Source organism: Leminorella grimontii (assembly GCF_039789245.1).
In the GTDB taxonomy this organism is placed as follows: domain Bacteria; phylum Pseudomonadota; class Gammaproteobacteria; order Enterobacterales; family Enterobacteriaceae; genus Leminorella; species Leminorella grimontii.
Genome location: NZ_CP146357.1, coordinates 235,446 through 256,759, shown reverse-complemented (window position 1 = coordinate 256,759; position 21,314 = coordinate 235,446). Strand labels below are relative to the sequence as shown.

Sequence of the window (21,314 nt, the reverse complement as noted above, 5' to 3'; positions counted from 1 at the left end):
ATAAAACAACTATTTTTTCGCTACGCGAAAATAGTTTCTCATCGACTCTGCTCCGCCTCAGATCTGGAATCTTCCACTTTGGTCAGGAGGCACTACGGAATGAGGATCTTGGTGGATGATCACTTCCGAATCGGGAAAGCGTCGGCGCAGGTCTTGCTCAACCCTGTCTGCAATATGGTGCGCTTCCAATAAGGGAAGATCGTCGTCCATTTCGACGTGTAGCTGAATAAAACGCGTCGGCCCGGACTGGCGGGTCCTTAGATCGTGAGCGCCAATAATTCCCGGCCAGGAGAGCACGATCTTCATAATCTCTTCGCGCTCGCCGTCGGGCAAAGCGCGATCGAGCAGCGTCTGAACCGCATCATAAGCCATTCGCAGCGCGCTGTACAAAATATATCCACCGATAGCCAGCGCGAAGATGGCGTCGGCCATGATAAAACCATAGGCGCTTAGCCCCAGGGCCGCAAGGATCGCCGCATTCATAAAAATATCGGACTTGTAGTGCAGCATGTCCGCCTTAATCGCCAGGCTCTGTGTTTTCTTGACCACCCAACGCTGAAACAGCACCAGACACATCGTACAGAAGAGCGAAGCTACCGTTACCAGAATGCCCACGCCGGCTGCCTTGAGAGGCTGCGGGTTTAAAAGGTGTTGGAAACCGGTCAGAAACAGAAAAATGGCCGAACCGCTAATGAACATGCTTTGCGCCAGAGCGGCCAAGGATTCAGCCTTACCGTGACCAAAGGTATGCTGTTCGTCGGCCGGCTGCAGCGCATAGCGAATCACAAACAGGTTGGTCAGCGACGCGGCAATATCCACCAGCGAATCCACCAGACCGGCCAACAGGCTGACAGAGCCGCTGATCCACCAGGCAATCACCTTTATCAACAGCAGCAAAGACGCCGTCGCCGTCGCTAAAGCCGCTGCCCTTTTAACCCAGTGCCCATACTGCTCGCTCACGCCAAACTTCCTCATTTAAGGCCGATTTAAACCGCTAGTATAGTCAGTTAGCATTTTTCAGACAAAAAAAACCCCGCTGTTACGCGGGGAAGACATGGATGGTGTCTAAGGCAAGGAAAAACATACATCATAGGAACTACATACGACTACATACACTACTAGGGTTGGGAATCTTCATACTTCCGCAATTGGTCTAACTTCTGCTGAAGCCTGGCAACTTTCTCGGCGTGCTTTTGGTTAAACACGACCTTCTGTTCCGGCGTCAACAGGCTATAAAACTGGTGGCTTACCTTCGCTAACGCAACCTGCTTTTCAACCTGAGCCTGTGCAATCAATTCGGCCTGTCTGAAAGCGGCTGCCTCATCAAAGCTGTCTGAGATAATCAGCGAGTGCATCGCTTCAACGTTGTCCAGATACATTTTCGGCATCACGTCGTGATAGTTCTGCCTTATCAGGTCTCGCATCTGCTGACGCTGCTTTGCTGAAAGCTCTAATCCTTCAAACATCCCACGCTGTTGCATGACGCGGTCTCTTAACACATCGCTCCCGACGACCGAAGCCTGTATGGCGGTAACGCCCGGTTGCGAACACTCCGTTGGTTCTGCGCTTTCTGTATCTGCGGCTAACGCGCTGGATGTACTCAGAGCCAGCATTGATGCCATAATTAATACGTTCACTTTATGCATCATCGTCTCCACAAACATCATCGTATCGAACCGATGTAAAACAGTGTACTTTCGCGGATGAAAACTAGCGTCAGCGCATGTAAATGTGTGTAAAGTCATGGAATAACGCTACCTATTCAAGTAATTTTGCTTTCGGAGGAAACGCTATGAGTAAAATATTGCTTGTTGATGACGATCGTGAAATCACTTCACTACTAGAAGAACTACTCGAACTGGAAGGATTCGAAGTTGTTGTTGCTTATGATGGCGAACAGGCAATAAACATGCTGGATAACTCCATCGATCTTCTATTGTTAGACATCATGATGCCGAAGAAAAACGGTATCGATACCCTTAAAGAACTGCGCCAAAACTATCAGACGCCGGTCATTATGCTGACCGCTCGTGGCAGCGAGCTGGATCGCGTGCTCGGCCTGGAGCTCGGCGCAGACGACTATTTGCCCAAGCCGTTTAACGATCGCGAACTTATCGCCCGAATTCGCGCCATTCTTCGCCGTTCAAACTGGACGGAGCAGCAGCAGGAACCCGAGACCGGCAGCAATACGCTGCAGGTTGACCGACTGCGCCTCAATCCAGGGCGTCAGGAAGCCAGCTTTGACGGGCAGACGCTGGAGCTGACCGGCACCGAATTTACGCTGCTGTACCTGTTGGCCCAACGCCTGGGGCAGGTTGTCTCCCGTGAATATTTGAGCCAGGAAGTGCTGGGGAAACGCCTGACGCCGTTTGATCGCGCCATTGATATGCATATATCCAACCTTCGCCGTAAGCTGCCCGATCGCCACGACGGACTTCCCTGGTTTAAAACGCTACGCGGCCGCGGATATTTAATGGTGACCGCAACATGATGACCTTTAACAGCCTGACAACCCGCATCTTTGCCATTTTCTGGCTGACGCTGACGCTGGTGATGATGGTCGTTCTGATGGTGCCCAAGCTTGACTCTCGCCAGCTGGCGCCCGTTCTCGACAGCGAACGTCGCCAGGGGACCATGCTGGAGCAGCACGTGGAAGCGGAGCTGGCCAGTACGCCAAACAGCGATTTGATGTGGTGGCGCAGGCTGTTGCAGGCCATTGAAAAATGGTCGCCTCCCGGCCAGCGAATGCTGCTGGTCACGACTGAGGGCCGCATCGTCGGCGTTCTGAAACGTAATGAAATGCAGATGGTGCGTAACTTTATCGGCCAAGCCGATAACTCCGACTACCCTATGAAGAAAAAGTACGGCCTGACGGAAATGGTTGGCCCTTTTTCAGTACGGGATAGGGAAGAGCACTATCAGCTGTATCTGGTGCGCCCGGCAAACAGCGCCCAGTCCGACTTTATCAACCTGCTGTTTGACCGCCCGCTGATGCTGCTGGCGGTAACGATGGTCATCAGCATTCCGCTGCTTCTCTGGCTGGCGTGGAGCCTGGCCAAGCCCGCGCGTAAGCTTAAGCGAGCGGCAGATGAAGTAGCGAGAGGCAACCTTAAAGAATCCCCCGAGCTTGAGTTCGGCCCGCTGGAGTTCCGCGCCGCCGGGGCCAGCTTTAACCAGATGGTTTCAGGCCTGGACCGCATGGTTAAAGCCCAGCAGAGGCTGATTTCCGATATTTCCCACGAACTGCGCACGCCGCTAACCCGCCTTCAGTTGGCTACTGCGCTCATGCGCCGACGCCACGGCGAGTCAAAAGAGCTGCTCAGAATCGAGACCGAAGCCCAGCGGCTGGACCACATGATTAACCACCTGCTTGCCCTGTCGCGCAATCAGTACAAAAGCGAAATATCCAGAGAGCGCATGATGGCTGACGAACTCTGGGCCGACGTGCTGGACAACGCCAAGTTTGAGGCTGAAAACACCGGGAAAAAGCTTGAAATCGCCGTTCCTCCAGGTCCTTGGCCTATCTTCGGCAATCGCGCAGCCCTTGACAGCGCGCTGGAAAACGTCATTCGAAACGCGTTTCGCTACTGCCATAACCACATCGTCGTCTCATTTCACAGCGACGATAAAGGCATCGAAATCAACGTAGACGATGACGGCCCTGGCGTAGCTGAAGAAGATCGCGAGCAGATTTTCCGCCCCTTCTACCGCACCGACGAAGCGCGAGACCGCAACTCCGGCGGCTCCGGTCTGGGGCTTGCTATAGTAGAATCCGCCATCAACCAGCACGGTGGCTGGGCTAAGGCTGACAAAAGCCCGCTGGGCGGTCTGCGCCTGACGATTTGGCTGCCGGTCTACGTACGTTAAGATACGGCGGCCGTTCAGCTCGCGGCCGTTTTCTGCTATTCTGCGCCTCTCTTCGACTTGGAGGCGTATGTTAAACATCGTTTTATTTGAGCCTGAAATTCCGCCAAATACGGGCAATATTATCCGCCTGTGCGCCAACACCGGCTTTAAGCTTCACCTGATAGAGCCCTTGGGCTTTACCTGGGACGACAAGCGCCTGCGCCGCGCAGGGCTTGATTACCATGAGTTTGCCGCCGTCAAGCGCCACAGGAACTATCAGTCGTTTATCGACAGCGAGCGCCCGGCTCGCCTCTTTGCGCTAACAACCAAGGGAACCCCTGCCCACAGCGCCGTTGCCTATCAGGCCGGCGACTATTTGCTGTTCGGCCCCGAAACCAGAGGGCTACCTGCTTACATTCTGGATGCGTTGCCCAAAGAACAGAAGATACGCATTCCCATGCAGGCTGACAGCCGCAGCATGAACCTGTCAAATGCGGTATCGGTTGTGGTGTATGAGGCCTGGCGCCAGCTGGGGTATCAGGGCGCGCTGCTGCGAGAATAATTAAGGCCGATACAATCGGCCTTAATCAGAAATGCGTGGCGATAGAGAAACAGCGGCTCAATCGTCGAGGGAGAGATCCAGCTCGCCTCTGTCGCCGTTAAAGCTTTGGTCCATTTCCATTGAGGGCTTATCGCAGCCTGAACGGCCCACGATTTTTGCCGGGACGCCCGCTACCGTTGTATAAGGCGGTACGGCCTGCAATACGACAGAGCCCGCGCCGATCTTTGCTCCGCGCCCAACTTCAATATTGCCCAAAATTTTCGCGCCGGCGCCAATCATAACCCCCTCGCGGATCTTCGGATGGCGATCGCCGCCTTCTTTACCGGTACCGCCCAGCGTCACCGACTGAAGAATGGATACATCGTTTTCAACAACCGCCGTCTCGCCAATAACGATGCCGGTAGCATGGTCAAGCATGATGCCGTGGCCAATGTGAGCCGCCGGGTGAATATCAACGCCAAAGACGACGGAAACCTGATTTTGCAGATAGATTGCCAACGCCTTACGGTTCTGATTCCACAGCCAGTGCCCTACGCGGTAGGCCTGCAGCGCATGAAACCCTTTAAGGTAAAGCAGCGGCGTTGAATACTTGTCAACGGCCGGGTCGCGCTGTCGCACGGCCAGAATGTCGCGAGCGGCGCATTCCGTAATGTTGTCGTCAGACTTGACGGCGTCCTCAATGATTTCCCGGACGGAAATGGCCGGCATGGTCGCACTGGCCAGCTTGTTGGCAAGAATGTAGCTAAGAGCATTGCCCAGGAACTCGTGGTTCAGCAGCGTCGAATGGAAGAAGCTGGCAAGAATGGGTTCACACTCTACCAGTTTTCTCGCTTCCTGTTTGATTTCCAGCCAAACCTGCATTGACTCTGATGACATCTTTCAGCTCCTGATAACACCGCCGTACACAACAGATGAAGATAAAATGAAAAAGATAAGCGAACGCAGGGACAGGTGCGCGTTAGAGCGCGCTCTGTTCGTCCCGGCTTGTCCTGCCGAGCAGGGAAAGCGCCGCTTCGCGAGCGTTTTTACCAGCGTAAAGCACCTGATAAATCTGCTCGGTTATCGGCATTTCAACGCCGTAGCGCTGGGCCAGAATCCAGACCTCTTTGGTATTGCGATACCCTTCAACCACCTGACCAATCAGCGCTTGAGCTTCAGAAACCGACTTCCCTTCCCCCAGCATGATACCGAAGCGACGGTTGCGTGACTGATTGTCGGTACAGGTCAAGACCAGATCGCCCAGGCCCGCCATGCCCATAAAGGTAGAGGGTTCAGCGCCCAGCGCCGCGCCCAGGCGGCTCATTTCGGCCAGCCCGCGGGTAATCAACGCCGTGCGGGCGTTTGCGCCAAAGCCGATGCCGTCAGACATTCCTGCGCCTATCGCAATGACGTTCTTCACCGCGCCGCCGAGCTGAACGCCGATAAAGTCAGGGTTGCTGTACACGCGAAAGCTCTTCCCGCAGTGCAGCAGCTTTTGAAGATCTTCAGTAAAGTGGGGATCGGAGGAAGAAACGGCAATCGCCGTAGGCAGCCCCGCAGCCAGCTCTTTGGCAAAGGTTGGGCCTGAAATCACCGCCAGAGGAATATCGTTTCCCAGCGCCTCTCGGGCAACGTCCTGCAACAGCCGGCCGGTGTCAGCCTCCAGCCCTTTTGTCGCCCACACGATGCGGGCGTCGGGCCGCAGGAACGGTTTAACCTGACGTAATACGTCGCCAAAAACGTGGCTCGGCACGACGACGAGAATGTCGCGGCTGGCGCCAACGGCCTTTTCAAGAGAGCTTTCCAGCCGCAGGCTGTCGGGAAACGACACGTCCGGCAGGAAAGCCTGATTCTTTCTGTCCCGCTGGAGCCGGTCGATATGTTCAGGGTCATGCCCCCACAGAACGACCGAGTGCCCGTTACGCGCCAGCGTAATGGCCAGCGCCGTACCGTAAGATCCGGCCCCGATGACCGTCATATCGACCTGATTCACGCGAGCGTCCTTATTGTTGTGGGGCTTCAGCCTGTTCTGCTTCAGCCTGCTGCTGCAGATAGTTCATAAACAGCGCGTCAAAGTTAACCGGCGCCAGGTTCAACTGCGGGAAAGTACCGCGAGTAACCAGGCTGGTCACGCACTCACGCGCATAAGGGAACAGGATATTCGGGCAGTACGCGCCCAGGCAGTGCGCCATCTGGGAGCCATCAAGGCCGGTAACGTGGAAAATACCCGCCTGCTGAACTTCACACAGGAATGCGGTATCTTCGCCCAGCATTGACGTCACCGTCACGCGCAGCACAACTTCATAAACGTCTTCAGCCAGCTGGCTTGAGGCCGTGTCCAAATCCAGCTTGACTTCAGGCTCCCACTCTTTTTGGAAAACCAACGGCGCGCCCGGCGATTCAAAGGAAATGTCCTTCGTGTAAATGCGCTGGATCTGGAAGCTCATATCTGGATTGCTTTGCTCTGACATAAGAAATTACCTTTAAGTTAGATGTCCTTTGCCGAGCCGCCTTAATTTTTGCGTCAAAAAGCGGCCAGGCAGAATGCTAAAAGCGCACGCCGGGTGCGTTATTTACCACGAATCTATTTACCACGGACTAAGGGAAGATTTTCGCCGGTCCAGCCAGACAGGCCGTTTTTCAGCGTATAAACCCGAGAGAAGCCCTCTTTAACCAGCGCTTCCGCCGGCGCCTTAGAGGCCGTGCCGTTGGCGCACAGTACGATTACCGGGCGATCCCTGTGCTTATCCAGAACGGCAAGCGTTCCGTTTTTGATATCGGTAGGCGTCAGGTTGATAGCGCCGACGATGTGGCCCTTACGGAAATCATCGATCGTGCGGGTATCAACGACGACCGCTTCTTCGCTGTTGATAAGGCGCGTCAGGTCGGTATTGCCGATTTCTTTAACTTTTGAGGTCGCGCTCTTAAACGTTGTAAAAATAACGGCGATCAGCAAACCCAGCCATCCAAAGCTCAGGAGTGGGTGGTTGCTGACAAATTGCATAACTTGTTCCATGGAGGATAACAACTCGCTGTTTAGGATTAATCTCTAAGGTTATGGAGTATACCTGCGCCCGGCGTCAAATACAGCCCAAATCCCCAACGTGGTGCAGAAAATACGACATATCTCTAGAAATTCTATCAAGAGTTGTCAGTCATATATATTGAAAAATCGTAAAAATATTCCTGCGATTTCGATTTTTACGCTTATTTACCGCGAGTGTAGTAAAATTGGGCGTCTGGCTATAGCACTTATCGTTACTACCAATTTCCTAATATGGTATGAGACTGAGAAATTCGCGTTTTATCATTTATTACGAGGTTAATTGCATGTCGAGCACAAAGAAACCGATGGTTCTCGTCATCCTTGACGGCTACGGCTATCGGGAAGAGAAGCAGGATAACGCCATTGTTAACGCCAAAAGGCCCGTAATGGACGCCCTGTGGCAAAACTATCCGCATACGCTTATCGCCGCTTCCGGCCTGGACGTAGGCCTGCCCGATGGTCAAATGGGCAATTCGGAAGTCGGCCACGTCAATTTGGGCGCGGGGCGCATCGTTTATCAGGATCTCACTCGTCTGGATAAAGAAATCAAAGACGGCGACTTCTTTACCAACCCCGTATTAACCTCAGCGGTAGATAAAGCGGTTACGACCGGGAAAGCGCTTCACATTATGGGCCTGATGTCGCCTGGCGGCGTTCACAGCCATGAAGATCACATTATTGCGATGATCGAGCTAGCGGCAAAGCGCGGAGCTAAAGCCGTTTACCTGCACGCCTTTTTAGACGGACGCGACACCCCACCCCGTAGTGCGGAATCAACACTGAAACGATTCACTGAAAAATTTGCCGAGCTGGGTAACGGCCGCATTGCTTCGGTAGTCGGGCGCTACTACGCCATGGACCGCGACAACCGCTGGGATCGCGTTCAGCTGGCTTACGATCTGATGGTCGACGCTAAGGGCGAATTTAACGCCGAGGACGCCGTCAGCGCCCTGCAGGCTGCCTATGCGCGCGATGAAAACGACGAGTTCGTTAAGCCTACCGTCGTACAAAAAGCCGGCGAACCCTCCGCCGCCATGCAGGACGGCGACGTCATGGTATTCATGAACTTCCGCGCCGACCGCGCCCGTCAAATCACCCGCACCTTCATTAATCAGGATTTTGACGGCTTCAGGCGCAACCGCGTGATTAACTTTGGCGAATTCGTGATGCTGACGGAGTACGCCGCCGACATCAAGGCCAGCTGCGCCTACCCGCCGGAGTCGCTGAACAACACCTTCGGCGAATGGCTGATGAAGCATGACAAGACTCAGCTTCGCATTTCCGAGACTGAAAAATATGCCCACGTCACTTTCTTCTATAATGGTGGAGTGGAGCAGCCGTTTAACGGAGAAGATCGCATTTTGATCAATTCGCCGAAAGTCGCTACTTACGATCTTCAGCCGGAAATGAGCTCTGCCGAACTCACTGAGAAGCTGGTCGCCGCCATCGAAAGCGGAAAATACGACGCCATCATCTGTAACTATCCTAACGGCGACATGGTAGGACACACCGGCATTTACGACGCCGCGGTCAAAGCGATTGAAGCGCTTGATGACTGTATTGGACAGGTGGTTGACGCCGTCAAGCGCGCCGACGGCCAGTTGCTCATCACCGCCGACCACGGTAACGCCGAGCAGATGCGCGATCCGCAGACGGGCCAAGCGCATACCGCCCACACCAACCTGCCGGTACCGTTGATTTACGTAGGAAAAGCGGCCGAAACGGTAAACGGCGGCAAGCTTTCCGATCTGGCGCCCACCATGCTTAGCCTGATGGGAATGGAAATACCAAAAGAGATGACTGGCAAGCCCCTGTTCATCGTGAAATAATCCCTTCCCATGAAGGGAAAGGCTTTTACTTATTTATCTACCGCCAGGAGGTCGATTGTGCAGCCAGCGAAAAAGTTACCTGCACTGCACACATCGACCGGCCGACGCGGTTTATCTCTCCTGTGCGCCGGCGCAATCTATGCGGGCGCACAGCTCTTCTCTTTACCTCTTTACGCTGAAAACAACAAACAGCAGTTAGACAGCGTACTGCAAGATATCGCCGAAAAAGAACAAAACGTTAAGCGCCAGCAAAAGCAGCGGGAAGGACTACAGAGCCAACTGCAGGAGCAGGAAAAGACCATCGCTCAGTCAAGCCTGGCGCTGCGTAAAACGCAGAGCGCGTTAAAAACGCTGAGCGGCGAGATAGGCGCGCTCAACGTTAACATCAAGCGCCTGCAAAAACAGCAAAACGCACAGCAGGAACAGTTGGCCAAACAGCTCGACGCGGCTTTTCGCCTGGGGAAAAGCTCTGAGCTTCAGCTCATTCTTGAAAGCGAGGAGAGCCAGCGCAGTGAGCGCATTCTGGCCTACTATGGCTATCTAAATGAATCTCGCCAGAAAACGATCGGTCAGCTAAAAGAAACGCAAACCGATCTGGCGGAAGAAAAAAGTCGCCTACAGCAAAAGCAGACCGAACAGAAAAACCTGCTTGGCGAACAAAAAAGCCAGCAAGAGCAGCTGGAATTAGCCCGCCAGGCCCGCCAAAAAACCCTTAGCGAGTTGGACGCTTCCATTCAGGCTGACCAGCAAAAGCTGGCGGAACTAAAGAAAAACGAAGCCCGACTGCGCGATCAAATCGCCAAAGCGGAGCGAGAAGCCAAGGCCCGAGCAGAGCGCGAGCAGCGGGAAGCGGAAAAACTGCGCGCCAGGCAGCAGCAGGCGCAAAAATCCGGCTCGGTGTATAAGCCAACCGAAGAGGAACGCGCGCTGATGGCGCGTACCGGCGGGCTCGGACGACCGGCCGGCCAGGCGCTTTGGCCGGTTAAAGGCCGCGTAAGCCACAGCTTTGGCGAGGCCCTTCAGGGCGAGCTGCGCTGGAAGGGAATGGTCATCAACGCCCCAGAGGGCAGTGAAGTTCGCGCAATTGCCGATGGCCGCGTCCTGCTAGCCGACTGGCTTCAGGGCTATGGGCTGGTCGTGGTGGTTGAACACGGCAAAAGCGACATGAGCCTGTACGGCTACAACCAAAGCGCGCTGGTCAGCGTCGGCAGCCAGGTGAAGGCCGGGCAGCCCATTGCGCTAGTGGGCACCAGCGGCGGCCAGGGAGAGCCTTCGCTCTACTTTGAAATCCGTCGGCAGGGTAAAGCGGTCAATCCGCGCCCCTGGCTGGGAAATTAAGCATGTTTAAACGCATTATCCGTACCTTATTGCCAAGCGCGCTGATGTTTTACTGCCTCAGCGCATTTGCCGCTCCCGCCCGGTTGGCTATCGTTATCGACGACTTCGGCTATCGAAAACACAACGAAGAGCAGGTTTTGAGCCTGACGCCGGCGATTTCGGTCGCAATTTTACCCAACGCGCCGCTGTCAAAAGAGATGGCTCAGAAAGCCTATCAAAACGGCAACGAGATCCTTATCCACATGCCGATGGCGCCTATCAGTAAGCAGCCCCTCGAACGCGACACGCTCAAGCCTACGATGGGAATAGAAGAGATCCGCCGCATTATCGCTCAGGCCATACGCAACGTTCCCCACGCCAAAGGGATGAACAACCACATGGGTAGCGCCATGACGTCCGACCTTGAAGCGATGCGGCGCGTAATGAAAACCCTGAGCCACTATCAGCTCTACTTTCTGGACAGCATGACGATAGGCAGCAGTAAAGCGACGCAGGCGGCGGAAGGAACATCGGTACAGGTTGTTAAAAGAAAAGTATTTCTCGATGACGACCAGAGCGAAGCCGCCGTGCGTAAACAGTTTTTATTGGCGGTGAGGATGGCGCAGAAAAACGGTTCCGCCATCGCTATCGGCCACCCTCATCCTTCCACCGTGCGAACGCTGCAGTTGATGATCCCTGAACTTCCGGCCGACGTTAAGCTGGTTCCCGTCAGCGCCCTTCTGCCTTCAGCAAAACCACATTCGGAGCCAGAAGAATCACAGAAGAAAATGCCGGATTTAAGCGGCTTTCAGCAGTGTTCCGCCGCCCATAGCCATCTATCCTCTTTAGCCTATAAAACCGTAAAAACGGCGATCGGCGCTACGCCGGCCACGCTTTCTCTCGATGCCTATATGGGCTATTGCCAAAGAATCTCAGGGCCTGAAGCGCCGCAGACGGAAAACGCCGAGAAGCGGTAGGTCGAGCTTACGCACGCTGAATTGAACAAAACCGGCGGCTACGCTACTATCTACCCCCTCAATAAAAGGGAACCCATCCCCACTTTATTTATCAAAATAGATGAATCGCGCGGAAAGCGTTCAGACGATAAACGCTTTCTGACATACCTGAAAATGCCCCCGCAGCGCGGCATTAGACAACGAACCCTACGGGGACGGACGGTGGAACCATGATTATCGTAACGGGCGGCGCCGGATTTATCGGCAGCAACATCATCAAGGCACTAAACCAGACCGGCTACCAGGATATTCTGGTTGTCGATAACCTGAAAGACGGCACCAAGTTCGCCAATCTGGTGGATTTAGACATCGCCGACTACATGGATAAAGAAGAGTTTCTTGCCCACATCATCGCCGATGACGACTTGGGCGACATCGACGCCATTTTCCACGAAGGGGCTTGCTCTTCCACGACGGAGTGGGACGGCAAGTACATGATGGACAACAACTATCAGTACTCCAAAGATCTGCTTCACTACTGTCTCGATCGCCAGATCCCCTTTCTGTACGCCTCTTCTGCCGCCACCTACGGCGGACGCAGCGACAACTTTATTGAAGACCGGCAGTACGAACAGCCGCTGAACGTTTACGGCTACTCCAAATTCCTGTTCGATCAATACGTGCGCCAAATCCTGCCGCACGCCGAGTCGCAAATCTGCGGCTTCCGCTATTTCAACGTGTACGGCCCGCGGGAAAACCACAAGGGCAGCATGGCCAGCGTGGCCTTTCATCTGAATAATCAGATTAATAAAGGCGAAAATCCGAAGCTGTTTTCCGGCAGCGAAGGCTTCCGTCGCGACTTCATCTACGTCGGCGACGTCGCTCAGATGAATCTGTGGTTCTGGAAAAACGGCGCATCGGGCATATTCAACTGCGGAACCGGCCGCGCCGAGTCCTTCCAGGCGGTCGCCGATGCCGTACTGGCGTACCACAAGAAAGGGCAAGTCGAGTACATCCCCTTCCCTGAGCACCTAAAGGGCCGCTATCAGTCTTATACTCAGGCGGACTTGACCAAGCTGAAGGCAACGGGCTATGACCTGCCGTTTAAAACCGTAGCCGAAGGCGTTGCCGAATACATGGCCTGGCTTAACAGAGACGCCTAAGCCCCGCGCGCGCCCATAGGCGCGCTCGAAATTCAAAGCCCGAAATTAAACGTTTTCGGGCTTTTATTTTAACGCCATAATAATAAATTACGCATTGTCAGACCTGTGGGAAGAACGCATGAAAACGCTGATCATTGGCCCCTCTTGGGTTGGAGACATGATGATGTCTCAAAGCCTGTACCGAACGCTGAAGGCGGAAAACCCAGAGATTGACATCGACGTTATGGCGCCAGCCTGGTGTCGACCGCTGTTGGCGCGCATGCCGGAAGTCAGTCAGGCGATCCCCATGCCGCTGGGGCACGGCGCGCTGGCCGTGGGCGAGCGTTATCAGTTGGGCAAGCGGCTTCGCGACAGCGGCTACGAGCAGGCAATCGTCCTGCCGAACTCCCTCAAGTCGGCGTTAATCCCCTTTTTCGCAAAAATTCCTAAACGCACGGGCTGGCGCGGAGAAATGCGCTATGGCCTGCTCAACGACATCCGCACGCTGGATAAGGCCGCGTTTCCCCTGATGGTGCAGCGCTACGTCGCATTGGCCTATGACGGACGGCGCATTCAGAGAGCGGAAGACATCCCACAGCCGATCCTCTGGCCTCAGCTGCGCGTTGAGCCAGGTGAAGCCAAGCTGGCGCAGGAGGCGTTCCACCTGAACGCAGACCGCCCGGTTATCGGATTTTGCCCGGGCGCCGAATTCGGCCCGGCCAAACGCTGGCCCCACTATCACTATGCGGCGCTGGCAGGCTCTCTGATTGAGATGGGCTATCAAATCGCTCTGTTCGGCTCGGCAAAAGACAAAGAGGCGGGAGAAGAGATCCGCCGCGCGCTGGCCGAATCGCAGCGGGAGCGCTGTTACAACCTGGCGGGTGAAACGCAGCTCGAGCAAGCCGTGGCTTTGATTGCCGGCTGCCGCGCCGTCGTCACCAACGACTCAGGCCTGATGCACGTCGCGGCCGCGTTAAACCGGCCGCTGGTCGCGCTCTACGGCCCCAGCAGCCCGGACTTCACTCCGCCGCTGTCTCATGACGCGAAAGTGATTAGACTGATAACCGGCTACCACAAGGTGCGCAAAGGCGACGCCGCTCAGGGATATCACCAAAGCCTGATAGACATTCAGCCACAGCAGGTACTCACTGAACTTACGGCGTTGCTGAACAAGCCGGACAATAAGGAAGCTCAATAGATGCGGGTGCTTATTGTAAAGACCTCCTCGATGGGCGACGTGCTGCATACGCTTGCGGCGCTGACGGATGCGCAGCGGGCTATTGCGGACATTCGCTTCGACTGGGTAGTGGAAGAAGGCTTCGCTCAAATCCCTAGCTGGCACAGCGCCGTCGATCGCGTCATTCCGGTGGCAATCCGCCGCTGGCGCAAGTCGTGGTTCCACGCCCAGACGCGTAAAGAAAGGCAGGCGTTTAAGGCTCGCCTTCAGGAACGGCAGTACGACGCCGTTATTGACGCTCAGGGACTGATAAAAAGCGCCTTCCTGGTCACGCGCAAGGCCAGGGGCGTTAAGCACGGGCAGGATCGCCGCAGCGCCAGAGAACCTCTCGCCAGCTGTTTTTTCGACGTAAAGCATTACGTTGCCAAAAACCAGCACGCTGTAGAACGAACTCGACAGCTGTTCGCCCTGAGCCTCGGTTACCCCGCTCCCACTGAAGAAGGTGACTTTGCCATTGCCGAACGTTTTCTAAGCGTTCCTCCGCAGGACGCTAACCGCTATCTGGTCTTTCTGCACGCGACAACGCGTGACGACAAGCACTGGCCCGAGCGTCACTGGCGGGAGCTTATCGCCGCCATGGCGGATTGCGACCTTAAAATAAAGCTGCCGTGGGGCGCGCCCCGCGAACACGAAAGGGCGCTAAGGCTGGCGGAAGGCAATCCTAACGTCGAGGTGCTGCCCAAACTGACGCTTGAAGAAATCGCCCGCGTTTTGGCGGGCGCAAAGGCCGTCGTCTCCGTCGATACCGGCCTAAGCCACATGACGGCCGCGCTGGGAAGGCCGAACCTGACGCTATACGGCCCGACCGATCCGGGGCTTATCGGCGGCTACGGCAGCAATCAAAGTGAAATACTGGCGCCGGGGCAGGATCTCAATGCGCTAAGCGCACAAACGGTGAAAGAGCGCCTGTTACAGATAATCCAGCCCGGCGGCGACCGGCCGCTGGAATAATAAAAAAGTGTGACCCAGGTATGATATTATGCCCGTCACTCAATAATACCCGCTCTCGAAGCGGCTATTTATTTTAACGATCGGCCGATCAATGCGCCGTCGAGTGTGGATACGCTATGCTGAGGTTTATTTACTCATTTCTGCTTTATCTTCTACAGCCTTTCATCTGGCTGCGCCTCTTCCTGCGCGGGCGTAAAGCGCCGCAATACAGAAAGCGATGGGCAGAAAGATACGGGTTTTGTCGCGGTAAAGTTGAACCGGACGGCATTATGCTGCACTCCGTTTCCGTAGGAGAAACCCTGACGGCGATCCCGCTGGTTCGCGCCCTGCGCTATCGCTACCCTCGGCTGCCGATCACCGTCACCACCATGACGCCCACCGGGTCAGAGCGCGTGCTGTCGGCTTTTGGCGACGACGTCCACCACGTCTATCTGCCCTACGATCTGCCCGGATCGGTAAACCGCTTTTTAAATCAGGTTCGCCCCAAGCTTGTCATCATTATGGAAACGGAGCTGTGGCCCAATCTTATCCATCAGCTTAATCGCCGTCAGATACCGCTGGTCATCGCCAACGCGCGGCTCTCCGAGCGTTCCGCCAACGGTTACCAGAAGCTGGGTAAGACCATTCGGGACATGATGCGCAAAATTACGCTTATCGCCGCACAGAATCAGGAAGACGGCGAGCGATTTATTCAGCTTGGCCTGAAGCGCTCGCAGCTGGCGGTAACCGGTAGCCTGAAATTCGATATTTCCGTAACGCCCGAGCTCTCCTCCCGCGCGCTTAGCCTACGCCGACAGTGGGCTCCTCACCGTCCGGTGTGGATCGCCGCCAGTACGCATGACGGTGAAGAACAAATCGTTCTTAACGCCCATAAGGCGCTGCTTGAGCGCCATCCCGATCTGCTATTAATTCTGGTGCCCCGTCATCCGGAACGTTTCTCTACCGCCGAACAGCTGACCGCCGTGGCCGGGCTGAAGTTTATTACCCGCAGCAGCGGCAAAGTGCCGACCGGGGACGAACAGGTCGTTATCGGCGATACGATGGGCGAACTGATGTTGCTGTACGGCATCGCCGACGTGGCGTTTGTCGGCGGCAGCCTGGTTGAGCGAGGTGGGCATAATCCGCTGGAGCCCGCAGCCCACGGCGTACCGGTAGTCATGGGCCCGCACACGTTTAACTTCAAAGACATTTGCAGCAAGCTTCAGCAGGCAGAAGGCCTGATCGTCGCTACCGATGCGGACTCTCTGGCCGAATCGGTTGAAGGCCTGTTGAGCAATGAAGAGTACCGTCAACGCTGCGGACAAAACGCCACCAACGTGTTGATGCAAAATCAGGGCGCGCTGGAAAAGCTTTTGGCGCTGCTGGAGCCCTATTTACCAACGCGGATCCACTGAGTCCGCACGTCCGTTTAACGGCGCGTGCGGTATACTCACAGTAAGTTTGCTACGCAGGGGGCCGCCGGCTGCCCGAGGAGATGCCATGACGACTCAACGCGCTGAATATACCAAAGCCATCTATCCGGGAACGTTCGATCCGATGACCAACGGTCATCTGGATATCATCACCCGCAGCGTTCGCATGTTTGACCATCTGGTTATTGCTATCGCGCGCAGCCCGAGCAAAAGCCCGCTGTTTACGCTGGAAGAGCGAGTCGAACTCGCCAAGGCCGCCACGGCACACCTTCCCCGCGTAGAAGTCGTCGGATTTAGCGAACTGATGGCGCACTTTGCGCAAAAGCAGGGGGCGAACGTGCTGATCCGAGGGCTGAGGGCCATCTCCGACTTTGAGTACGAGCTTCAACTCGCCAGCATGAACCGACACCTGATGGCCGACTTGGAAAGTATTTTTCTGATGCCTTCAGAGAAGTGGTCTTTTGTCTCGTCGTCGCTGGTCAAAGAGGTGGCGCGCCACGGGGGCGATATCACCTCTTTTCTACCGCCGGTCGTTTCCGAAGCCTTGATAAAGAAGCTTGGCTAGCGGGCTACTTCTGGCAGCGCCGACAAAAGAACGTGGAGCGCTGCCCAAGCTTTTCGCTTTCTATCGCAGTGCCGCAAACCCGGCAGGGTTCTCCCACTCTGCCGTATACCTGAAGCTCTTGCGCAAAATAGCCGGGCTTTCCGTCCGCCTGCAGGAAGTCTTTCAGCGTCGTCCCGCCCTGCTCTATAGATCGGCTTAGAACGCGTTTTATCTCGGCGACTAAAATGGCACACTCCGCTTCCGTCAGCGATCCCGCCGGGCGAGTTGGCAATATTCGGGACTCAAACAGAGATTCGCTGGCGTAGATATTACCCACGCCGACAACCAGCTTGTTATCCATCAGCCAAGGCTTGACCTGCGTCTTTTTAGCGCGGGATTTCTTAAACAGATATTCCCCATCAAATTCGTCGCTCAAAGGCTCCGGGCCCAGATGCTTCAGCACGCCGCAGTCGGACAAATCGTCAGCCCAAAGCCAGGCGCCGAATCGGCGAGGGTCCGTATAGCGCAGGACTTTACCATTAGAGAGCACGAAGTCGACGTGATCGTGCTTGCCCGGAGCAATGGGTTCCGGCAGTACCCTCACGCTGCCCGACATGCCGAGATGGCCAATAATCCAACCGCCATCGAGCTCAATCAGCAGATATTTCGCCCTGCGCTGTACGCTCAGTACTTGCCTGTCCTTCAATGACAAAATCTGTGCGGATACCGGCCAGCGCAGCTTGGGCTGGCGCACGACGGCTTTGACAATGCAATATCCAACCAGGTGGGGCTCAATGCCGCGGCGGCTGGTTTCTATCTCCGGCAGTTCTGGCATTCGCCGAGTCTCCTTGAAATTAAATAGTGATGCACGGCGTTAAACAATATGTGAACCGAGCGCGTCATTCAACCGCTATGCCAGCGTCTTCCCTACCCACTCGCCGGAAACAGCAGCTAAAAATACCGAACGACGGAAACAAAAAAACCCGACCAAGGTCGGGTTTTTAGCATCACGCCGTATAACGAAGCTTACTTAATTTTGGCTTCTTTATAGATAACGTGCTGACGGACAACCGGATCGTACTTTTTCAGTTCCAGTTTTTCCGGCTTAGTGCGCTTGTTCTTCGTGGTGGTATAGTAGTGACCTGTACCAGCTGAAGAAACCAGCTTGATCTTCTCGCGAATACCTTTAGCCATGGTTCAGTTCCTTAAAACTTCTCACCGCGGGCACGAAGATCGGCTAACACCGCATCGATACCCTTCTTATCAATAACGCGCATACCTTTAGCAGATACACGTAAAGTTACAAAACGCTTTTCGCTCTCAACCCAGAAACGGTGTGAGTGCAGGTTCGGCAGGAAGCGACGCTTTGTGGCGTTCAACGCGTGAGAGCGGTTGTTGCCGTACATAGGGCGCTTGCCGGTAACTTGGCAGACTCGTGACATGTCAAAATTCTCCAAAAATCAATATCAGCTCGAGCTTCTTTAGGATGTTGGCGGCCTCGTCAGGCTTTAGAGCCAATCTCAGCATGCTCTGCTGAGGCGAGACGTCTACGGTCAGAACCTGCTGAGATAGGCTCGCATACCACATCCATAATTCTCAAAGGTGGCGTAGTATACGCTCTTAGCGAATACGGCTCAAGTACTGAAGGGAAAAGATCCTCAAGGATCGTAAAAAAGCGCTAAATCCAGCCCCGTTCGGCAAAAGAAACGTGCGCTCCTTGCCCCACCACTACGTGATCGAGCACCCGTATGTCTACGATCGCACAGGCATCTTGTATCCGCTGAGTGACTCTTCTGTCGGCCTGGCTGGGCTCAGCCCTACCGGACGGATGATTATGAGCCAGAATCACCGCAGCCGCGTTCGATTTTAACGCCTCGCGGACAATCTCTCTGGGATGGACCTCAACGCTGTTGAGCGTACCGCTGAACATCTCCTTATGGTAAAGCACCTGGTGCTGATTATCCAAAAAAATGACGACGAACACTTCCCGCTCCCGATGCGACAGCAGGTTTTGCAGGTAGCCGAAGGTCAGCGACGGGCTGCTTATCGGGCACATGACCTTTAGCTGGTGCCCGAGATACCGGCGGGACAGCTCAACCGTCGCATGCAGCTGTGCAAAACGCGCCAGCCCCAGTCCGTACCCCTGACAAAACTGGTTATAATCAGCCGACAGCAGCCCGTGGATAGACCCAAACTCCCTTAATATTCGGGCCGAGAAGTCCATAACGTGAAGCCCTCCTCGGCCAGTCTTAAAAAATACCGCCAGCAGTTCCCTATCAGAGAGCGCCTCTGCGCCATACGCCAGCAGCTTTTCTCTGGGCGCACAGCCACCTTCCCAAAACGGTGCATCTTTTTCTTTCATCTCCACCTCCTTGGTCAAATACATTGGCAACCTGGGGGAAATGAATCTACTCACTGTGAACAATGTCGGAACATACTTCCAATAAAATATTTTATTTACCAGTACATTACATACTATCGTGCGAGATACTTCGCGTTATGTTTTTCCTGCATTCAATAAACGGTATAAATACAAATCCTGAAACTCTATTTGTGCTAGTATATCGGCGTTACTGTATATATAATCAGTATTCTGATTCATTCTTTTCGCAATAAGAATGAGCAAGGAATGCTTGTTCTCTTCGCCCGATCGAAGGTTGTGATAAACTCCGCGGCATGCTTTCCAATTTCAGGGTTTTCCCTTAAAACAAGTCCGTTAAAACAAATCAGCGAAAACAAATCAGTGAAAACAGAATGAGGCGGCGATGATGGCAGCGCTAAACGGAAAAAAAATAGTATTAGGCATAGGCGGCGGCATCGCCGCCTATAAGTGCCCGGAAATCGTACGTCGCCTGCGCGACAAGGGCGCCGACGTGCGGGTTGTGATGACGCCAGCGGCAAAGGCCTTTATCACGCCGCTAACGCTGCAGGCCGTTTCCGGCCATCCCGTTTCTGACGATTTGCTGGACCCGGCGGCCGAAGCCGCTATGGGTCATATCGAGCTAGGCAAATGGGCGGATCTTATTCTACTGGCCCCTGCGACGGCCGACCTGTTGGCTCGCCTGGCCGCCGGAATGGCCAACGATCTGGTGACCACCCTGTGCCTTGCCAGCGCGGCTCCCGTCGCCGCTGCGCCTGCGATGAACCAGCAAATGTATCGCGCGCAGGCGACGCAGGATAATCTCAAAACGCTAGGAGCTCGGGGAGTCCACCTTCTAGGGCCAGACAGCGGCTCTCAGGCCTGCGGTGACGTCGGGCCGGGAAGAATGCTGGATCCTCAGGACATCATCGCGCGCTGTGAAGAAATACTGCATACGCCGCAGGACTTGGCTCACCTCAACGTTCTGCTTACCGCAGGCCCAACCCGCGAGGCGCTGGACCCCGTTCGATTCATCACCAACCACAGCTCCGGAAAAATGGGCTATTCCATCGCCCGCGCGGCGGCCGCGCGCGGCGCTAACGTCACGCTGGTTAGCGGCCCTGTAGATCTCGCGCCGCCCGCCAACGTTACAATCGTTAACGTCACCAGCGCGCTGGAAATGCGTGAAGCCGTCATGTCTCGCGCCGCAGGGCAAAATATTTTTATTGCCTGTGCTGCCGTTGCCGACTATCGTGCGCTCCACATTGCCGATGAGAAAATTAAAAAACAGGGCGACGAGCTCACCCTGAAAATGATAAAAAACCCCGATATCGTGGCTGAAGTCGCCGCTATGCCGGCTGCGCGCCCGTTCGTCGTGGGATTTGCCGCCGAAACGCAGAATGTGGAAGAATATGCGCGCTCAAAGCTGGCCCGCAAAAATCTTGACCTCATCTGCGCAAACGACGTGTCACGGCCGGGACAAGGATTTAACAGCGACAGCAATGCTCTGCATCTGTACTGGTCAAACGGCGAGATGAGCTTACCTTTAAGCGATAAATCTTTGCTTGGTCAAAAACTGATGGACGAAATCGTCAAACGCTATGAAGAAAAAAATTGATGTAAAAATTCTCGATCCCCGCATCGGGACAACCTTTCCGCTTCCCGCCTACGCAACGCCGGGCTCCGCCGGGCTGGATCTTCGCGCCTGTCTGGACGAAGCCGTTACGTTAAATCCGGGAGAAACGAAGCTGCTGCCGACGGGCCTGGCCATTCACGTTGCCGACCCGTCTCTCGCTGCGGTGATCCTGCCGCGTTCCGGGCTTGGCCATAAGCACGGCGTCGTGCTGGGCAACCTGGTCGGCCTTATCGACTCCGACTATCAGGGGCAGCTCATGGTTTCAGTCTGGAACCGCGGCCAGACGCCTTTCGTTATTGAACCGGGTGAACGTATTTCACAAATGGTTTTTGTTCCCGTCGTACAGGCTGAATTCAACATCGTTGAAGACTTTGAAAGCAGTGAGCGCGGCGAAGGCGGTTTCGGCCACTCCGGACGCCAGTAGCGTTTTCACCATAAAAAATAACGGTTATCAGGCCGGCTTACCGCCGGTCGGTTGGGCGTGGGCTGTATCCCGCC

General features: G+C 55.0%; 23 protein-coding genes. 13 read left to right on the top strand and 10 right to left on the bottom strand.

Going from position 1 to position 21,314, the window contains the following annotated elements; all coding sequences use genetic code 11:
• Positions 1-57: 57 nt before the first annotated feature.
• Positions 58-960: a CDF family cation-efflux transporter FieF gene (gene fieF / locus V8L73_RS01315; RefSeq protein ID WP_027273605.1), complete on the bottom strand. Its 903-nt coding sequence runs from the start codon at positions 958-960 to the stop codon at positions 58-60.
• 158 nt (positions 961-1,118) lie between these two features.
• On the bottom strand, positions 1,119-1,646 hold the full coding sequence (cpxP, locus tag V8L73_RS01310) for a cell-envelope stress modulator CpxP (protein WP_347253946.1): 528 nt from the start codon (positions 1,644-1,646) through the stop codon (positions 1,119-1,121).
• A 146-nt stretch (positions 1,647-1,792) separates the two neighbouring features.
• On the opposite strand from cpxP, the gene cpxR reads away from it, so the two are divergent.
• The 3 genes from cpxR (at position 1,793) to trmL (ending at position 4,408) form a co-directional block, all read left to right on the top strand.
• Complete coding sequence (gene cpxR, locus V8L73_RS01305) at positions 1,793-2,491, top strand: envelope stress response regulator transcription factor CpxR (protein WP_027273607.1); 699 nt, start codon at positions 1,793-1,795, stop codon at positions 2,489-2,491.
• Complete coding sequence (gene cpxA / locus V8L73_RS01300; protein WP_036023481.1) at positions 2,491-3,867, top strand: envelope stress sensor histidine kinase CpxA; 1,377 nt, start codon at positions 2,491-2,493, stop codon at positions 3,865-3,867. The genes cpxR and cpxA overlap by 1 nt, the downstream gene beginning before the upstream one ends.
• A 67-nt stretch (positions 3,868-3,934) precedes the next feature.
• Complete coding sequence (gene trmL, locus V8L73_RS01295) at positions 3,935-4,408, top strand: tRNA (uridine(34)/cytosine(34)/5-carboxymethylaminomethyluridine(34)-2'-O)-methyltransferase TrmL (protein ID WP_261831778.1); 474 nt, start codon at positions 3,935-3,937, stop codon at positions 4,406-4,408.
• A gap of 57 nt (positions 4,409-4,465) precedes the next feature.
• Here trmL and cysE read toward each other — a convergent pair whose 3' ends face one another.
• The 4 genes from cysE to V8L73_RS01275 all read right to left on the bottom strand — a co-directional run bounded on the left by cysE (position 4,466) and on the right by V8L73_RS01275 (position 7,403).
• Positions 4,466-5,284: a serine O-acetyltransferase gene (cysE, locus tag V8L73_RS01290; protein ID WP_347253945.1), complete on the bottom strand. Its 819-nt coding sequence runs from the start codon at positions 5,282-5,284 to the stop codon at positions 4,466-4,468.
• 82 nt (positions 5,285-5,366) lie between these two features.
• Positions 5,367-6,365 carry an NAD(P)H-dependent glycerol-3-phosphate dehydrogenase gene (gene gpsA / locus V8L73_RS01285; RefSeq protein WP_347254848.1) on the bottom strand — a complete coding sequence of 333 codons (999 nt, stop codon included), beginning with the start codon at positions 6,363-6,365 and terminating at the stop codon, positions 5,367-5,369.
• Between the two features lie 25 nt (positions 6,366-6,390).
• Positions 6,391-6,858, bottom strand: coding sequence for a protein-export chaperone SecB (secB, locus tag V8L73_RS01280; RefSeq protein WP_261831779.1), 468 nt, complete (start codon positions 6,856-6,858; stop codon positions 6,391-6,393).
• 113 nt (positions 6,859-6,971) lie between these two features.
• A complete protein-coding gene (locus V8L73_RS01275; protein WP_027273613.1) occupies positions 6,972-7,403 on the bottom strand; it encodes a rhodanese-like domain-containing protein in 432 nt (143 codons plus the stop codon).
• 314 nt (positions 7,404-7,717) lie between these two features.
• Between V8L73_RS01275 and gpmM the strand changes: the two genes are divergently transcribed.
• The 8 genes from gpmM (at position 7,718) to coaD (ending at position 16,842) form a co-directional block, all read left to right on the top strand.
• Positions 7,718-9,262 (top strand): 2,3-bisphosphoglycerate-independent phosphoglycerate mutase, encoded by a 1,545-nt coding sequence (gene gpmM / locus V8L73_RS01270; RefSeq protein WP_027273614.1) that lies wholly within the window; start codon positions 7,718-7,720, stop codon positions 9,260-9,262.
• Positions 9,263-9,271: 9 nt separating this feature from the next.
• Positions 9,272-10,600, top strand: coding sequence for a murein hydrolase activator EnvC (gene envC, locus V8L73_RS01265; protein WP_036023368.1), 1,329 nt, complete (start codon positions 9,272-9,274; stop codon positions 10,598-10,600).
• A gap of 44 nt (positions 10,601-10,644) precedes the next feature.
• Positions 10,645-11,556 (top strand): divergent polysaccharide deacetylase family protein, encoded by a 912-nt coding sequence (locus tag V8L73_RS01260; RefSeq protein WP_347254847.1) that lies wholly within the window; start codon positions 10,645-10,647, stop codon positions 11,554-11,556.
• A gap of 209 nt (positions 11,557-11,765) precedes the next feature.
• Positions 11,766-12,698, top strand: a complete 933-nt coding sequence (rfaD, locus tag V8L73_RS01255; RefSeq protein ID WP_027273616.1) for an ADP-glyceromanno-heptose 6-epimerase — start codon at positions 11,766-11,768, stop codon at positions 12,696-12,698.
• A gap of 118 nt (positions 12,699-12,816) precedes the next feature.
• Positions 12,817-13,875: an ADP-heptose--LPS heptosyltransferase RfaF gene (rfaF, locus tag V8L73_RS01250; protein ID WP_261831781.1), complete on the top strand. Its 1,059-nt coding sequence runs from the start codon at positions 12,817-12,819 to the stop codon at positions 13,873-13,875.
• Positions 13,876-14,865, top strand: coding sequence for a lipopolysaccharide heptosyltransferase RfaC (gene rfaC / locus V8L73_RS01245; protein ID WP_347253944.1), 990 nt, complete (start codon positions 13,876-13,878; stop codon positions 14,863-14,865).
• 116 nt (positions 14,866-14,981) lie between these two features.
• Positions 14,982-16,259, top strand: coding sequence for a lipid IV(A) 3-deoxy-D-manno-octulosonic acid transferase (gene waaA / locus V8L73_RS01240; protein WP_422655607.1), 1,278 nt, complete (start codon positions 14,982-14,984; stop codon positions 16,257-16,259).
• An 85-nt stretch (positions 16,260-16,344) separates the two neighbouring features.
• Positions 16,345-16,842: a pantetheine-phosphate adenylyltransferase gene (coaD, locus tag V8L73_RS01235; RefSeq protein ID WP_261831783.1), complete on the top strand. Its 498-nt coding sequence runs from the start codon at positions 16,345-16,347 to the stop codon at positions 16,840-16,842.
• Positions 16,843-16,846: 4 nt separating this feature from the next.
• Here coaD and mutM read toward each other — a convergent pair whose 3' ends face one another.
• The 4 genes from mutM to radC all read right to left on the bottom strand — a co-directional run bounded on the left by mutM (position 16,847) and on the right by radC (position 19,183).
• Entirely contained in the window at positions 16,847-17,656 is an 810-nt protein-coding gene (mutM, locus tag V8L73_RS01230) for a bifunctional DNA-formamidopyrimidine glycosylase/DNA-(apurinic or apyrimidinic site) lyase (protein WP_347253943.1), read from the bottom strand.
• 191 nt (positions 17,657-17,847) lie between these two features.
• Positions 17,848-18,015 (bottom strand): 50S ribosomal protein L33, encoded by a 168-nt coding sequence (gene rpmG, locus V8L73_RS01225; protein ID WP_027273622.1) that lies wholly within the window; start codon positions 18,013-18,015, stop codon positions 17,848-17,850.
• Between the two features lie 11 nt (positions 18,016-18,026).
• Positions 18,027-18,263 (bottom strand): 50S ribosomal protein L28, encoded by a 237-nt coding sequence (gene rpmB / locus V8L73_RS01220; RefSeq protein WP_027273623.1) that lies wholly within the window; start codon positions 18,261-18,263, stop codon positions 18,027-18,029.
• A gap of 236 nt (positions 18,264-18,499) precedes the next feature.
• Positions 18,500-19,183: a RadC family protein gene (gene radC / locus V8L73_RS01215; protein WP_261831785.1), complete on the bottom strand. Its 684-nt coding sequence runs from the start codon at positions 19,181-19,183 to the stop codon at positions 18,500-18,502.
• Between the two features lie 403 nt (positions 19,184-19,586).
• On the opposite strand from radC, the gene coaBC reads away from it, so the two are divergent.
• Both coaBC and dut read left to right on the top strand, forming a co-directional pair.
• Positions 19,587-20,798 (top strand): bifunctional phosphopantothenoylcysteine decarboxylase/phosphopantothenate--cysteine ligase CoaBC, encoded by a 1,212-nt coding sequence (gene coaBC / locus V8L73_RS01210; RefSeq protein WP_027273625.1) that lies wholly within the window; start codon positions 19,587-19,589, stop codon positions 20,796-20,798.
• Positions 20,782-21,240, top strand: coding sequence for a dUTP diphosphatase (gene dut / locus V8L73_RS01205; RefSeq protein ID WP_027273626.1), 459 nt, complete (start codon positions 20,782-20,784; stop codon positions 21,238-21,240). The genes coaBC and dut overlap by 17 nt, the downstream gene beginning before the upstream one ends.
• Positions 21,241-21,314: the final 74 nt, after the last annotated feature.

What these genes read in the sequence shown, in the direction of transcription:
- cpxP (WP_347253946.1), bottom strand. Translation starts at nt 1,646, where the DNA reads ATGCATAAAGTGAACGTATTAATTATGGCATCAATGCTGGCTCTGAGT.
- cpxR (WP_027273607.1), top strand. Translation starts at nt 1,793, where the DNA reads ATGAGTAAAATATTGCTTGTTGATGACGATCGTGAAATCACTTCACTA.
- cpxA (WP_036023481.1), top strand. Translation starts at nt 2,491, where the DNA reads ATGACCTTTAACAGCCTGACAACCCGCATCTTTGCCATTTTCTGGCTG.
- trmL (WP_261831778.1), top strand. Translation starts at nt 3,935, where the DNA reads ATGTTAAACATCGTTTTATTTGAGCCTGAAATTCCGCCAAATACGGGC.
- cysE (WP_347253945.1), bottom strand. Translation starts at nt 5,284, where the DNA reads ATGTCATCAGAGTCAATGCAGGTTTGGCTGGAAATCAAACAGGAAGCG.
- gpsA (WP_347254848.1), bottom strand. Translation starts at nt 6,365, where the DNA reads ATGACGGTCATCGGGGCCGGATCTTACGGTACGGCGCTGGCCATTACG.
- secB (WP_261831779.1), bottom strand. Translation starts at nt 6,858, where the DNA reads ATGTCAGAGCAAAGCAATCCAGATATGAGCTTCCAGATCCAGCGCATT.
- V8L73_RS01275 (WP_027273613.1), bottom strand. Translation starts at nt 7,403, where the DNA reads ATGGAACAAGTTATGCAATTTGTCAGCAACCACCCACTCCTGAGCTTT.
- gpmM (WP_027273614.1), top strand. Translation starts at nt 7,718, where the DNA reads ATGTCGAGCACAAAGAAACCGATGGTTCTCGTCATCCTTGACGGCTAC.
- envC (WP_036023368.1), top strand. Translation starts at nt 9,272, where the DNA reads ATGAAGGGAAAGGCTTTTACTTATTTATCTACCGCCAGGAGGTCGATT.
- V8L73_RS01260 (WP_347254847.1), top strand. Translation starts at nt 10,645, where the DNA reads ATGTTTTACTGCCTCAGCGCATTTGCCGCTCCCGCCCGGTTGGCTATC.
- rfaD (WP_027273616.1), top strand. Translation starts at nt 11,766, where the DNA reads ATGATTATCGTAACGGGCGGCGCCGGATTTATCGGCAGCAACATCATC.
- rfaF (WP_261831781.1), top strand. Translation starts at nt 12,817, where the DNA reads ATGAAAACGCTGATCATTGGCCCCTCTTGGGTTGGAGACATGATGATG.
- rfaC (WP_347253944.1), top strand. Translation starts at nt 13,876, where the DNA reads ATGCGGGTGCTTATTGTAAAGACCTCCTCGATGGGCGACGTGCTGCAT.
- waaA (WP_422655607.1), top strand. Translation starts at nt 14,982, where the DNA reads ATGCTGAGGTTTATTTACTCATTTCTGCTTTATCTTCTACAGCCTTTC.
- coaD (WP_261831783.1), top strand. Translation starts at nt 16,345, where the DNA reads ATGACGACTCAACGCGCTGAATATACCAAAGCCATCTATCCGGGAACG.
- mutM (WP_347253943.1), bottom strand. Translation starts at nt 17,656, where the DNA reads ATGCCAGAACTGCCGGAGATAGAAACCAGCCGCCGCGGCATTGAGCCC.
- rpmG (WP_027273622.1), bottom strand. Translation starts at nt 18,015, where the DNA reads ATGGCTAAAGGTATTCGCGAGAAGATCAAGCTGGTTTCTTCAGCTGGT.
- rpmB (WP_027273623.1), bottom strand. Translation starts at nt 18,263, where the DNA reads ATGTCACGAGTCTGCCAAGTTACCGGCAAGCGCCCTATGTACGGCAAC.
- radC (WP_261831785.1), bottom strand. Translation starts at nt 19,183, where the DNA reads ATGAAAGAAAAAGATGCACCGTTTTGGGAAGGTGGCTGTGCGCCCAGA.
- coaBC (WP_027273625.1), top strand. Translation starts at nt 19,587, where the DNA reads ATGATGGCAGCGCTAAACGGAAAAAAAATAGTATTAGGCATAGGCGGC.
- dut (WP_027273626.1), top strand. Translation starts at nt 20,782, where the DNA reads ATGAAGAAAAAAATTGATGTAAAAATTCTCGATCCCCGCATCGGGACA.